Genomic DNA, 14,109 nt, shown 5'->3' with positions numbered 1-14,109 from the left:
CTGGGTATTGAGGGAAAGAGAGGAACCATCATGCGTGTTTTGATTGCTGCCGGCGGAACAGCCGGACATATCAACCCTGCGTTGGCCATTGCCGGTGCGCTGAAAAAGGCTGATCCCACCGCCGAAATCCATTTTGCGGGGCGGCGGGAAGGTATGGAATACGGCCTTGTCACCGCTGCCGGATATCCTTTCCATCATATCGAAATCAACGGTTTCCAGCGCCGTCTGACCCCCAAAAACATTGCCCGCAACTTCCAGGCCATCTATCACCTGGCCTTGTCCGGGCCGCGCACCGCGGTCATCCTGCGGGAAGTACAGCCGGACCTGGTTATTGGCTGCGGCGGGTATGTCAGCGGACCGGTGGTCCGGGCTGCGGCCAAAAAGGGCATCAAAACAGCCATTCATGAACAGAATGCTTTTCCCGGCGTGACCAACAAACTGTTGGCCAAGGATGTGGATGTGGTCTTTGCAGCCAGCGCCGCTGCGGTGGAAAAACTGGGCGCCCCGGATAAGACCCTGGTGGTGGGCAACCCTGTCCGCCCCGAAATTCTCACCCAGGATCGGGCCGCCGCCCGCGCCGCCATCGGAGCGGGGGACCGCACGGTGATTCTCAGCTTCGGCGGCAGCCTGGGCGCCCGCCGGATCAACGAAGTGGTGGGGGCTCTGTGCGGTTGGGAACAGAAGACTCACCAGAATATTCTGCATCTGCACGCCACCGGCAGCCGCGGGGTCCAGCTGTTCAAGGACCTGGCTGTCCAGGAAGGCTTCACCCCCGGCCCCGATCTGGTGGTCAAGGAATATATCAACAACATGCCGGAACTGTTGGCGGCGGCAGACCTGGTGATTTCCCGGTCCGGTGCCCTGACCCTGGCGGAACTGGAAGCCATGGGCCGGGCGTCTATCCTGGTGCCCAGCCCCAATGTGGCCGAAAATCACCAGTATTACAATGCTCTGGAACTGCAAAATGCCGGCGCGGCCGTGGTCATTGAGGAGAAGGACCTGACCTCGGAAAAGCTGATTGAAACCGTGGAAGGCCTGCTGGCCACCCCCGGCAGACTGGCAAAGATGGGGCAGCAGGCCCGTACGCTGGCCCAGCCCCGCAGTCTGGATATGATTACCGAACGGCTGCTCGCCTTGGTCAAGACGGGCCGCTGAGCACTGAACGCCCCACCCTGCGCGGGGCGTTTTCCGCGTACAGACCGATTGATTCCACCATAGAGAAAGGAGGCCGCGGATGGACCGCAACCAGCGCAACCGCCGGCAAAAAGCCGCCGCGACCCCGCCGCCCAACCGCCGCCAGCCGCCCCGCAGCATGAAAAGCCGCCTGGGGCTGACCAAGCAAACTCCGGCACAACGCCCGGCCCAGCAGCCGGGATCCCAGCGCCAGGCCAACACCGCCGGGCGTTCAAGGCCCGCGCCCAACAATGCCCAGCGCCGTCCGCAAGCTCCGCAGAATCCCCAGAAGGCGGCATACCGCCCCAACCCCAACCGTCGTCCGCCGCGACGTGTGACCCATGCGGAACAGCTGCGCCGACGCCGGCATCGCGCCATTCTGGGCATGCTGGTGGTGCTGGCAGCGCTCATCGGAGGCATTGTGCTTTCCATCAACCTGTTGTTCAAGGTTACCGATTTCCGCATCGAAAACACCGACGGTTCCACCCCGGCCAACACCGGCATTTACTCGGAAGACCAGATCATTGATCTGTTGGGAATTGCGGAAGGGGATAACTTGTTCGGGTTCTCCGCCAAAGAAAAGTCCCAGATTCTGCTCAACAGCCTGCCCTATCTGGATGTGGCCGAAGTGGGCACCCAGATGCCGGGCACGGTGGTGGTGAAGGTACAGCCTGCCACCGAGCGCTTTATGCTGGAGTACAACGGCCAGTGGCTGGTTCTCAGCGACCATCTCAAGGTGCTGCGCACCAGTGACAGCCAGCCGGAAAACCTCATCTGGCTGGAAGCGGACCTGCCCCAGGGCCAGGCCACCACACCGGGCAGTTTCTTGGTGCTGCAGGCCCAGAACCAGGACCAGGCCACCGCCGAAACCAGCCATATCTCCGCCCAGGATACCCTGGAGCAACTTATGCAGGAACTGGATACCAATGGCCTGCTGGACGGCATCTCCATCATTGATATGTCTGACCTTACCGAGTTGAATTTCCTTTACCAGGGCCGCGTTTCGGTCACGCTGGGTACCGGAAACAACCTGGATTACAAGGTTCGGTTTGCGGCCAACCTGATTCTGGACAAGGACGGGACGGGCCTGACCGCTTCCGACCGTGGCACCCTGGATGTGAGCCGACAGATGGAGGACGGCAACATCGAAGCTACCTTCAACAGCGATACCAGCACCCCCACTCCGGCGCCTACCCCCGAAGCACAAGCGGAGACAGGGGACAGCACGGAAGGCGGAGATGCCGCCGAGCCCACCCCGGCCCCGGAAGCAACCCCGGCGCCGGAAGGCTGATTCACAGACAGCACAGACAAAAATCCCCCGCAGCATTTCCTGTACGGAAAGCTGCGGGGGATTTTTTTAATGCTACACGTTTGAGCGGATTACACGCTCAGTTCCGCTTTCTGGCCTAGGGCGTCGGGGTTGGTGGCCAGCAGGGGACGGATGTATTCGTTCAGGTATTCTTCCACCTGTTCGGGAGCGCGGCCGGTGAAGGCTTCCGGGGTCAGTTCCGCTTCGATCTCTTCACGGGACAGGCCGAAGGCCGGGTCGGCTTCCACACGGGCAATCATGTCGTTGGGCTTGCCTTCCTGCTTGACCACAGCGGCAGCGGCCACGGCGTGTTCGCGCAGACGCTCGTGCAGTTCCTGACGGTCGCCGCCCTTCTTCACGGCCTTCATCATGATGTTCTCACTGGCCATGAAGGGCAGTTCCGCCATCACGCGGCTGCGGATGACCTTGGGATACACCACCAGACCGTCCGAAACGTTCAGCAGAATGTTCAGGATGGCGTCGGCGGCCAGGAAGCCCTCGGCCATGGCGATGCGCTTGTTGGCACTGTCGTCCAGGGTGCGTTCAAACCACTGGGTGCCGGCGGTCACGGCGGGGTTCAGCACGTCGATCATCAGGTAGCGGGACAAGGCGCAGATGCGCTCGCAGCGCATGGGGTTGCGCTTGTAAGGCATGGCGGAAGAACCGATCTGGTTCTTTTCAAAGGGTTCTTCCATCTCCTTGAAGTTGGCCAGCAGACGGATGTCGGTGGCCATCTTCATGGCGCTCTGGGCAAGACCAGCCAGGGCGGACAGCACATTGTAGTCCACCTTGCGGCTGTAGGTCTGGCCGCAGACCGGAACAACCTTGTCAAAGCCCATCTGGGCGCAGACGTCGGCTTCCACAGCCTTGACCTTGGCGGAATCGCCGCCGAACAGCTCCATAAAGCTGGCCTGGGTGCCGGTGGTACCCTTCACGCCGCGCAGCGCCAACTCGGAAGCCTGGTGCTCAATCTCGTTCAGGTCCATGTACAGCTCGTTCATCCACAGCGTGGCACGCTTGCCCACGGTGGTCAGCTGAGCGGGCTGGCAGTGGGTGTAGGCCAGGCAGGGCATGTCCTTGTACTCGTCGGCAAACTTGGCCAGATTGGCCAGGGTGCCGATGATCTTTTTGCGCACCAGTTCCAGGCCCTGCCGCATGATGATGACGTCGGTGTTGTCACCCACATAGCAGCTGGTGGCGCCCAGATGGATGATGCCCTTGGCATGGGGGCACTGCAGGCCGTAAGCATAGACGTGGCTCATCACGTCATGGCGAACCAGCTTTTCCCGTGCGGCGGCTTCCTCGTAGTTGATGTCGTCCTTGTGGGCTTCCAGCTCGGCAATCTGTTCATCGGTGATGTCCAGACCCTGCTTCTGCTCGGCCTTGGCCAGGGCAATCCACAGGCGGCGCCAGGTGCGGAACTTGTTGTCATCGGAAAAAATATACTGCATCTCGTCCGAAGCATACCGGGTGGAGAAGGGCGAGATATAACGATCATGTGCCATTGAAAGATTCTCCTTATCTGTCGGGGGTGGGGTGCATCACAGCTTGAAGTAGTTCACGCCGCCCTCAAAGATGGGCTGATACTTGTCGCCGCCCACATTCTTGTACAGCTGGTCGGCGCTGCGTTCGCTGTGACCCATCTTGCCGAACACACGGCCGTCCGGGCTGGTGATGCCTTCGATGGCCAGCACACTGCCGTTGGGGTTGTAGCGCTGGTCCATGGTGGGCACGCAGTTCAGATCCACGTACTGGGTGGCCACCTGACCGTTGGCAATCAGCTGCTGCAGCAGTTCATCGCTGCACACAAACCGGCCTTCGCCGTGGCTGATGGCAATCAGGTGTTCGTCGTTCACGTCGCACTCGGACAGCCACGGGCTCTTGTTGGAGGCTACGCGGGTGCGCACCAGCATGCTCTGGTGACGGTGCACGGTGTTGAAGGTCAGGGTCGGGTCGTCCTTGGTGATGGGCCGGATCTCGCCATAGGGAACAAGGCCCAGCTTGATCAGTGCTTGGAAACCGTTGCAGATGCCCAGGGCCAGACCGTCGCGCTCGTTCAGCAGGCGGTTCACCGCGTCGGCCACGGCCGGAGCGCGGAAGAACGCGGCAATGAACTTGGCGGAACCGTCGGGTTCGTCGCCGCCGGAGAAACCACCCGGCAGCATCAGAATCTGGGCCGCGTCGATCTCCTTGACCAGGGCTTCGCAGCTCTCGGCCACATCGGCGGGGGTCAGGTTCTTCAGCACCAGCACATGGGGGTCACCGCCGGCGCGGCGGAAGGCCCGTGCGGTGTCGTACTCGCAGTTGGTGCCCGGGAAGACGGGAATAATGACCCGCGGTGTGGCCAGCCGAACGGCCGGAGCCACGCGCTGGAAGGGATTGCAGTGGTATTCCAGGGCCTTGACCTCCTCGCCGGCACGGCGGTAGGGGAAGACCGGCTCCAGCTTGCGCTCCCACAGTTCCTGCAGATGGGCCAGATCCAGTTCCTCGTCGTCCACGCACATGGTGTAATCCACGGTGGTGAAGCCCAGGAATTCGCCGGCGGTGGCATCCAGCAGTTCCAGAATCACGGCGCCGTAGCAGGGCTCAAACAGCCGCTCGGGGCGGATGGCCTTGCTCAGCTTCAGCCCCACATGGTTGCCCACGCACATCTTGAACAGGGCTTCGCCGATGCCGCCAAAGCCCGGGGTGGCCGCAGCCAGGACCTTGCCTTCGTCGATCATCTGCTCCACAATCTTGTAGATGGAAAGCAAGCTGTTGACCTCGGGCAGACCGTCCTTGTACTGGGGTTTCAGGATGACCACAGAGCTGTTGGCCTTCTTGAATTCGGGGCTCAACACATCCTTGGTGTTGCCCACGGCGGTGGCGAAGCTGACCAGCGTGGGGGGCACGTCCAGGCCCTCGAAGCTGCCGGACATGCTGTCCTTGCCGCCGATAGATGCGATGCCCAGACCCATCTGAGCGTCCAGAGCGCCCAGCAGAGCGGCCAGAGGCTTGCCCCAGCGTTCCGGCTGGGTGCCCAGGTGCTCAAAGTATTCCTGGAAGGTCAGGTACATGTCTTCATGATGGAAACCGGCGCAGACCAGCTTGGTCACGCTTTCCACCACGGCCATGTAGGCGCCGCGGTAGGGGTCGGCTTCGGTCAGGTAGGGGTTGAAGCCCCAAGCCATACCGGAACAGGTGGTGGTTTCGCCGTCCACCGGCAGTTTGGCCGCCATGGCCATGGCCGGGGTCAGCTGGTACTTGCCGCCGTAGGGCATCAGCACGGTGGCCGCGCCGATGGTAGAGTCAAAACGTTCACCCAGACCCTTCTTGCTGCAGACGTTCAGGTCACTGACCAGGGCTTCCATCTTTTCGGCCACAGTGTTGCCGGGCCATTTCGGCTTCCAGGTCTTGCCGGCCTCAATGTGGGCGTCGGCGTGGCGCTCGGCACCGTTGGAGTTCAGGAACTCCCGGGACAGGTTGACAATGGGGGTGCCGTTCCACTCCTCCACCATCCGCTTTTCCTCGGTGACGGTGGCCACCACGGTGGCTTCCAGGTTTTCTTCGTTGGCTAGGGCAATGAAGCGGTCGGCATCCTCGGGGGCCACAGCCACGGCCATGCGCTCCTGGCTCTCGCTGATGGCCAGCTCGGTGCCGTCCAGACCCTCGTACTTCTTGGTGACCTTGTTCAGATCGATGTGCAGGCCGTCGGCCAGTTCGCCGATGGCCACCGAGACGCCGCCGGCGCCGAAGTCGTTGCAGCGCTTGATCATGCGGCAGGCATCCTCGCGGCGGAACAGGCGCTGGAGTTTGCGCTCGATGGGGGCATTGCCCTTCTGCACCTCAGCACCGCAGGTTTCCAGGCTGGACAGCTTGTGGGCCTTGCTGGAACCGGTGGCGCCGCCAATGCCGTCACGGCCGGTGCGGCCGCCCAGCAGGATGATCACATCCCCGGGGGCGGGCTCTTCCCGGCGCACATGGCTGGCGGGGGTGGCGCCCACCACGGCACCAATCTCCATGCGCTTGGCCACATAACCGGGATGATACAGCTCATCCACCTGGCCGGTGGCCAGACCGATCTGGTTGCCGTAGCTGGAATAGCCCTGGGCAGCGGTGGTCACCAGCTTGCGCTGGGGCAGCTTACCGGGCATGGTCTCGGAGACAGGCTTCAGCGGATCGCCGGCGCCGGTCACGCGCATGGCCTGATAGACATAGCTGCGGCCGGACAGGGGATCGCGGATGGCGCCGCCGATGCAGGTGGCTGCGCCGCCGAAAGGCTCGATCTCGGTGGGGTGGTTGTGGGTTTCGTTCTTGAACAAGAACAGCCAGTCCTGCTGTTCGCCGTCCACATCACACTTGATCTTGACGGTGCAGGCGTTGATTTCTTCGCTCTCGTCCAGATTCTTCAGGATGCCGCGCTGCTTCAGGGCCTTGGCGCCGATGGTGGCGCAGTCCATCAGGGTGCGGTTTTTGGCGTTGCGGCCGGTTTCCTCCCGCAGGGCCATGTAGCGGTCAAAGGCCGCCTTGACGATCTCGTCATCGATGGTCACATTGTCCAGAATGGTGCCGAAGGTGGTGTGACGGCAGTGGTCGCTCCAGTAGGTATCAATCACCCGGATTTCGGTGATGGTGGGGTCGCGGTCTTCGCTGCGGAAATAGTTCTGGCAGAACACGATGTCGGCGTGGTCCATGGCCAGACCCTTCTCCTGACGAAAGGCTTCCAGCGCATCGTCGTCCATGCCGATGAAGCCGGTCAGGGTCTCCACGGCGGAAGGCACGGCAAACTCCATCTTCAGGGTCTGGCGTTCTTCCAGGCTGGCTTCCCGGGCTTCCACCGGGTTGATGACATACTTCTTGATGGCAGCCAGGTCCTCCTCGGACAGATCGCCTTCCAGAATGTACACCCGGGCGCTGCGCACGTCGGGACGTTCGCCCTGGCTCAGCAGCTGGATGCACTGGGAGGCGGAATCCGCCCGCTGGTCAAACTGACCGGGCAGATACTCCACCGCAAAGATGGTGCCGCCCTCGGGCAGCTTGTCGTAGGTCACATCCACCGGGGGTTCGCTGAACACGGTGGGCACGGCCTTCTCGAACAGGTCGCGGTCGATGCCCTCCACGTCGTAGCGGTTCAGAAGGCGCAGGCTTTTCAGGGTGGAGATACCCAGCAGTTCGGTCAGCTCATGGTAAAGACCCTGAGCCTCGCCGTCAAAGCCGGGCTTTTTCTCCACATAAATGCGGTAAACCATTTGTTCTTTCCTCCTTAACGGCAGTTCAGGGCGGCCATGGCACGGGCGCCGATGTCACTGCGCTTGTGCACGCCGTCAAAATGAATCTGCTCTGCGGCTGCATACGCCTTTTTCAGGGCGGTGGCCAGATCGGGAGCGGTGGCGGTCACACCCAGCACACGACCGCCGGAGGTGACCAGGGCGTCCCCCTTGCGGGCGGTGCCGGCATGGTAGACGGTCACATCGTCGGCGCCGGGCAGCTGGCCTTCGGTCAGGCCGGTGATCTCCTTGCCCTTTTCGTAAGCCAGGGGATACCCGCCGGAAGCCAGGATCACACAGGCGGCCGCGCCGTCAGAGAACTTGACTTCGGTCTTGTCCAGGGTGCCGTTGGTGGTGGCCTGCATCACGGTCAGCAGATCACTTTGCAGCAAAGGCAACACCACCTGGGCTTCGGGATCGCCGAAACGGCAGTTGTACTCAATGACCTTTGGCCCGTCGGGGGTCAGCATCAGGCCGAAGTACAGGCAGCCTTTGAAGGGACAGCCCTCGGCCTGCATGGCGGCCACGGTGGGGGCAAAGATGGTCAACATGCACTCGGCGGCCACCTCGGGAGTGTAGTAAGGGTTGGGGGCCACAGTGCCCATGCCGCCGGTGTTCAGACCTTCGTCGTGGTCCAGAGCGCGCTTGTGGTCCATGCTGGAAACCATGGGAATGACGGTCTTGCCGTCGCAGAAGGACAGCACACTCACTTCGGGGCCGGTGAGGAACTCTTCCACCACCACATGGTTGCCGGAAGCGCCGAACTTTTTGTCCAGCATGATTTCCTTCAGGCCGGCTTCGGCCTCGGCCTCATCCTGGCAGATCAGCACGCCCTTGCCAAGGGCCAGCCCGTCGGCCTTGATGACCACCGGATACTTGCCACGGCCGCGAATGTAGTCCATGGCAGTGTCGGCATTGTCGAAGGTCTCATAGTCGGCGGTGGGAATGCCGTATTTCTTCATCAGATTCTTGCTGAAGACCTTGCTGGCCTCAATGCGGGCGGCGGCAGCATTGGGACCGAAGGCGGGAATGCCCACCTTGGCCAGCGCATCCACCATACCCAGGGCCAGGGGATCATCCTGGGCCACCACGGCATAGTCAAAGCCTTCCTCTTTGGCAAAGGCGACCATGGCGTCCACGTCGGTGGCCTTGATGTCCTTGCAGATGGCGTCATAAGCGATGCCGCCGTTGCCCGGGGCGCACCAGATCTCGGTGCACTGGGGGCTCTTTTTCAGCGCGCGGATGATGGCGTGTTCACGTCCGCCGCCGCCAACGACTAAAATCTTCATCGCAAAAACTCCTTTGCGTATATCAGTGGTGGAACAGGCGGATGCCGCAGAAGGCCATCACGATGCCGTACTTGTCGCAGGTGTCGATGACCTGCTGGTCACGGATGGAACCGCCGGGCTGCACAATGGCGTCCACGCCGCTGCGGCGGGCGCGCTCAATATTGTCGCCGAAGGGGAAGAAGGCGTCGCTGCCCAGGCAGACACCGTGCACCTGAGACAGCCAGGCTTTCTTTTCCTCGGCGGTCAGGGGGGCGGGCTGCTCGGTAAAGGTCTCGGCCCACACGTCATCACCGATCACATCTTCCGGCGTGTCGCCGATGTAGACGTCGATGGCGTTGTCCCGGTTGGGCTTGGAGATGTCCTCCCGGAAGGGCAGATCCAGCACCTTGGGCATGTGACGCAGCTGCCAGTTATCGGCCTTCTGGCCTGCCAGACGGGTGCAGTGGATGCGGCTCTGCTGGCCGGCGCCTACGCCGATGGTCTGGCCGCCCTGCACATAGCAGACGCTGTTGGACTGGGTGTACTTCAAAACGATCAGGCTCATCACCAGGTCCCGCTTCTGGTCCTCGGTCAGGTCCTTGGCCTTGGTTACGATGTTGGTCAGCATGGTGTCGGCGTTGATTTCCAGATCCTGCCGGCCCTGTTCAAAGGTCACGCCGTAGACGGTGCGGCGCTCCAGGGGCGCGGGCACATAGTCGGGGTCGATGGCCACGATGTTGTAGTTGCCCTTCTTCTTGCTCTTCAGCACTTCCAGGGCGTCGTCGTCATAACCCGGGGCAATGATGCCGTCGGAGACCTCATGCTTGATGAGCTTGGCGGTGGCCAGGTCGCACACGTCGGACAGGGCAATCCAGTCGCCGAAGCTGGACATGCGGTCGGCGCCGCGGGCGCGGGCGTAAGCGCAGGCCAGGGGAGACAGCTCCATGTCAGCGTCGATGTGGTACATCCGCCGCAGGGTGTCGTCCAGGGGCAGGCCCAGGGCGGCGCCGGCGGGGGATACGTGCTTGAAGCTGGCAGCTGCGGGCAGGCCCAGGGCCTTTTTCAGGTCCTTGACCAGCTGGTAGCTGTTCAGAGCATCCAGAAAGTTGATGTAACCGGGGCGGCCGTTCAGGATGGTCACCGGCAGTTCGCTGCCGTCTGCCATAAAGATGCGGGCGGGTTTCTGGTTGGGATTGGTGCCGTACTTCAACTGGAATTCGTTCATGCTCAACCCTCCACAGTGTTGTATTTGTTCAGAATAACATCCTCATAATCGCCGGTGGCCAGGGTGATGGCCCGCACAAACAGGCTCACCTTGTTGTCGGTGTTCAGGGCTTCCCACAGTTTGCCGGCAAATTCGTTGGGGTCGCTCTCATCCACGCCTACCCGCAGGGGCTCACCCGCAAAGCTGGGGATAGGGCTGCCGTTTTTCTGGTAGGTGGTGATCAGATGACCTTCTCCCGCCACCGGCTGGGGATAATCGAAGGTCTGGCGCTGTACGCTGGCATCGTTGCCATCGCAGCTTTTCAGGATGCTCAGCTTGTAGCCGCCCTGTTTCATGTCCACCACACCGGAAATGCGGGGGGTGAAGTTGGGGGCGTCATCCTCAAAGGTGCGGGTGGCCAGGGCCGCCTCGAAGCTGTAGCCCGGGAACAGACCGTCCTTCATGAAGTTGAAGATGGTGTCGGTCTGGTCGCCGTTGGTCACGATGGTGGTGGTGCCCAGGGTCAGCACCGGGTTGTAGATGATCAGGTGGGGATCCTCCATCTTGGCGGGGTCTGCCGCCACGGTGCGGATGCCGCCGCGCTCGGGCAGGGCCTCAAACACGCGGTTGCGGCTGTTGGCGCTGCGGCCCATGATCCAGTAAGCCACCATGGCCTTGGACCCGTCGGAGGAAAGACCCAGGCAGATGCCGCGGCCCGGATATTCATTGCCGGCCAGATACTTGTACAGATTCTTTTTCATCGCATTACACCTCGTCGTTGCAAACCATGGCCAGAGCGCGGGGCAGCAGCTGCCATTCGGCCTCCACCATGACCCGCTTCTGCAAAGTTTCGGGGGTATCGTCCGGCTGCACGGCCACGGCCTTCTGCAGCAGGATGGGCCCGCCGTCGCATTCCTCGTTCACGAAATGTACCGTGGCGCCGGTCACCTTGACACCCCGGGCCAGGGCGGCCTCATGTACCCGCAGTCCATAGAAGCCCGGTCCGCAGAAGCTGGGAATCAGGCTGGGATGAACGTTCAGGATGCGCCGGGGATAGGCGGCGATGACGCTGGGGCCCAGCACGCTCAAAAATCCGGCCAGTACCACCACGTCGATCTTGTTTTCTTTCAGCACAGCCAGCAGGGCCGCATCGAAGGCAGCGCTGTCGGCGTACTCCTTGCGGGCCACCACGGCGGTCTTGACGCCGGCGTTCTCGGCCCGGGTCAGGGCGTAGACGCCCGGCTTGCTGGCCACCACCAGGGTCACGCGGCCGTTGGGGTTCTCACCCCGGTGCTCGCTGTCCAGGATGGCCTGCAGGTTGGTGCCGCCGCCCGATACCAATACCGCAACGTTTTTCATACCAGTTCCACCCCGTCGCCTTCGGCAATCACGCCCAGACGGTAGGCATCCTGGCCGTTGGCCTTCAGAATCTCGATAGCCTTGTCCGCGTCCTCGGCGGCCACAATCAGCACCATGCCCACGCCCATGTTGAAGGTGTTGAACATGTCATGCTCGGGAATGTTGCCGGTCTTGGCCAGCAGATCGAAGAGGGCAGGGGTGCGCACGTCCGCCTTGGCAATGCGGGCGCAGCAGCCGGCCTTCAGGCTGCGGGGGATGTTCTCATAGAAGCCGCCGCCGGTAATGTGGGAAACACCCTTCACGGTGAGTTCCTTCATCACGGCCAGCACCGGCTTGACGTAGATCTTGGTGGGAGCCAGCAGGGCCTCGCCCAGGGTGCAGCCCAGCTCATCGTAGTGCTTCTGCAGCACTTCGGGATGGTTCTCGATGTCAAAAATCTTGCGCACCAGAGAAAACCCGTTGGAATGCACACCGGTGGAAGGCAGGGCGATGATCACATCACCGGCCTGCATGGTGGAGTTGTCCAGAATCTTGCTCTTGTCCACAGCGCCCACGGTAAAGCCGGCCAGATCGTAATCATCCTCTGCCATAACGCCGGGATGTTCGGCCGTTTCGCCGCCCACCAGGGAGCAGCCGGCCTGTACGCAGCCTTCGGCCACGCCCTTGACAATCTCGGCAATGCGCTCGGGCACATTCTTGCCGCAGGCAATGTAATCCAGGAACACCAGCGGCTTGGCGCCGGCGCAGATGACATCGTTGACGCACATGGCCACGCAGTCGATGCCGATGGTGTCGTGGCGGTTCATCAGCTGGGCGATGCGCAGTTTGGTGCCAACGCCGTCGGTGCCGGAGATCAGCACCGGATGGGGCATGTCGGTGCAGTCCAGCTCAAACAGGCCGCCGAAACCGCCCAGACCGCCGATGCAGTGGTCGTTCATGGTGCGGGCCACATACTGCTTCATCAGGCGCACGGCCTCGTAACCGGCGGTAATATCCACACCGGCGGCGGCATAGCTTTCAGAATAGCTTTTCTCCATGGTCGTTGACTCCTTTTCCGTCACAGCTTTTTGTTGGTGTTGGACTGGCTCAGCGGCCGGTCATACACAATGTTCATGGGTTCCTTGGGCGGGTCCACCGGGTATTCACCGGTAAAGCAGCCCACGCAGTAGCCGCATTTGCTCTTGGGGGCCAGCTGCTGCACATGTTCGATGCTCAGATAGCCCAGAGTATCCGAACCCACCATCTTGTTGATCTCCTCCACCGTGTGACCGGTGGCAATCAGCAGCTTTTCGTCCGGAATATCGGTGCCGAAATAGCACGGGTGAGCAAAGGGCGGGGCAGAGATGCGGTAGTGCACTTCCTTGGCACCGGCATCCCGCAGCAGCTTGATGGTACGGGCGCTGGTGGTGCCGCGGACGATGGAGTCATCCACCAGCACCACGCGCTTGCCGGCCACGGTGGAGGAGATGGCATTCAGCTTGATGCGCACACTGCTCTCCCGCTGGGCCTGACTGCCCTGAATGAAGGTGCGGCCCACATACTTGTTCTTGATGAAGCCCACGCCGTAGGGAATGCCGCTTTCCTGGGCATACCCCAGGGCGGCATCCAGGCCGGAGTCCGGTGCACCGATGACCACATCGGCTTCCACCGGGTGTTCCTGGGCCAGAAACCGGCCGGCCTGCAGCCGGGCCTCGTGGACGCAGGTGCCCTCAATGACTGAGTCGGGACGGGCAAAATAGATGTACTCGAACACACACAGGGTGTGGGGCGCACTGTTGCAGTGGGTGCGGATGCTGCGCAGACCGTTGCGGTCGGCCACCACGATCTCGCCGGGGTCCACGTCCCGCAGCATGGTGGCGCCCACGGCGTCCAGCGCGCAGGATTCGGAAGCAAAGGCATAGCCGGAACCGTCGGGCAGAGCACCGATGCACAGGGGGCGGAACCCGTGGGGGTCCCGGGCGGCGATGAGCTTGGTGTGGGTCATGATGACCAGGCTGTACGCGCCTTCAATCTGCTCCATGGTACGGCAGACGGCGGTTTCGATGTCGGGGGAGATCAGGCGGTTCTGGGTCAGCAGATAGGCGATGACCTCGGTGTCCGAGGTGCCGTGGAAGATGGAACCGCTCATTTCCAGGCGATGGCGCAGCCGGGCGGCGTTGGTCAGGTTGCCGTTGTGGCACACAGCCATGGCGCCCTTGCAATGGTGCAGGATCATGGGCTGGGCGTTGGAACGGCTGCGCTGGCCGGAAGTGGCATACCGCACATGGCCGGTGGCCATCTTGGCGTCATGGGGCAGGTCTTCCAGCACCCGCTTGGTGAACACTTCGCTCACCAGGCCCAGGTCCCGGTGGCCGGTCAGCACGCCGTCCACGTTCAGGGCGATGCCGCAGCTTTCCTGACCGCGGTGCTGCAGGGCATACAGGGCACTGTACACCGCGCTGACCATGTCGGTGCGGCCGGTGGAATCATAGATGCCGAACACGCCGCATTCTTCATGCAGGCCGGTATTGTCAAGGCTAAATTCGCTCATTACAAAACTCCGTTCTTCAT

The 14,109-nt window shown here is 62.2% G+C and carries 10 protein-coding genes; 2 read left to right on the top strand and 8 right to left on the bottom strand.

Annotated elements, in window-relative coordinates:
• Nucleotides 1-30: 30 nt before the first annotated feature.
• On the top strand, nucleotides 31-1,155 hold the full coding sequence (gene murG, locus H6B15_RS02125; RefSeq protein WP_204645562.1) for an undecaprenyldiphospho-muramoylpentapeptide beta-N-acetylglucosaminyltransferase: 1,125 nt from the start codon (nucleotides 31-33) through the stop codon (nucleotides 1,153-1,155).
• 79 nt (nucleotides 1,156-1,234) lie between these two features.
• A complete protein-coding gene (locus H6B15_RS02120) occupies nucleotides 1,235-2,464 on the top strand; it encodes a cell division protein FtsQ/DivIB (RefSeq protein WP_204645561.1) in 1,230 nt (409 codons plus the stop codon).
• Between the two features lie 89 nt (nucleotides 2,465-2,553).
• Here H6B15_RS02120 and purB read toward each other — a convergent pair whose 3' ends face one another.
• The 8 genes from purB to purF are packed head-to-tail and all read right to left on the bottom strand — an operon-like array spanning nucleotide 2,554 to nucleotide 14,089.
• Entirely contained in the window at nucleotides 2,554-3,987 is a 1,434-nt protein-coding gene (purB, locus tag H6B15_RS02115) for an adenylosuccinate lyase (RefSeq protein ID WP_204645560.1), read from the bottom strand.
• A gap of 36 nt (nucleotides 3,988-4,023) precedes the next feature.
• Entirely contained in the window at nucleotides 4,024-7,710 is a 3,687-nt protein-coding gene (locus H6B15_RS02110; protein ID WP_204645558.1) for a phosphoribosylformylglycinamidine synthase, read from the bottom strand.
• Nucleotides 7,711-7,724: 14 nt separating this feature from the next.
• Entirely contained in the window at nucleotides 7,725-9,017 is a 1,293-nt protein-coding gene (gene purD, locus H6B15_RS02105) for a phosphoribosylamine--glycine ligase (RefSeq protein WP_204645556.1), read from the bottom strand.
• A gap of 22 nt (nucleotides 9,018-9,039) precedes the next feature.
• Nucleotides 9,040-10,221 carry a phosphoribosylaminoimidazolecarboxamide formyltransferase gene (locus H6B15_RS02100; protein WP_204645554.1) on the bottom strand — a complete coding sequence of 394 codons (1,182 nt, stop codon included), beginning with the start codon at nucleotides 10,219-10,221 and terminating at the stop codon, nucleotides 9,040-9,042.
• Between the two features lie 2 nt (nucleotides 10,222-10,223).
• Nucleotides 10,224-10,961, bottom strand: a complete 738-nt coding sequence (locus tag H6B15_RS02095; protein ID WP_204645553.1) for an IMP cyclohydrolase — start codon at nucleotides 10,959-10,961, stop codon at nucleotides 10,224-10,226.
• A 4-nt stretch (nucleotides 10,962-10,965) separates the two neighbouring features.
• The gene (gene purN / locus H6B15_RS02090) at nucleotides 10,966-11,559 is read right to left on the bottom strand and encodes a phosphoribosylglycinamide formyltransferase (protein WP_204645551.1); all 594 of its coding nucleotides are present in this window, start codon (nucleotides 11,557-11,559) and stop codon (nucleotides 10,966-10,968) included.
• Entirely contained in the window at nucleotides 11,556-12,596 is a 1,041-nt protein-coding gene (gene purM, locus H6B15_RS02085) for a phosphoribosylformylglycinamidine cyclo-ligase (RefSeq protein WP_204645549.1), read from the bottom strand. The genes purN and purM overlap by 4 nt, the downstream gene beginning before the upstream one ends.
• Nucleotides 12,597-12,616: 20 nt before the next feature.
• Entirely contained in the window at nucleotides 12,617-14,089 is a 1,473-nt protein-coding gene (gene purF, locus H6B15_RS02080) for an amidophosphoribosyltransferase (RefSeq protein WP_204645547.1), read from the bottom strand.
• Nucleotides 14,090-14,109 lie beyond the last annotated feature (20 nt).

Source organism: Gemmiger formicilis (genome assembly GCF_016900095.1).
Classification (GTDB): domain Bacteria; phylum Bacillota; class Clostridia; order Oscillospirales; family Ruminococcaceae; genus Gemmiger; species Gemmiger formicilis_A.
This window is presented reverse-complemented; position numbering and strand designations above follow the sequence as displayed.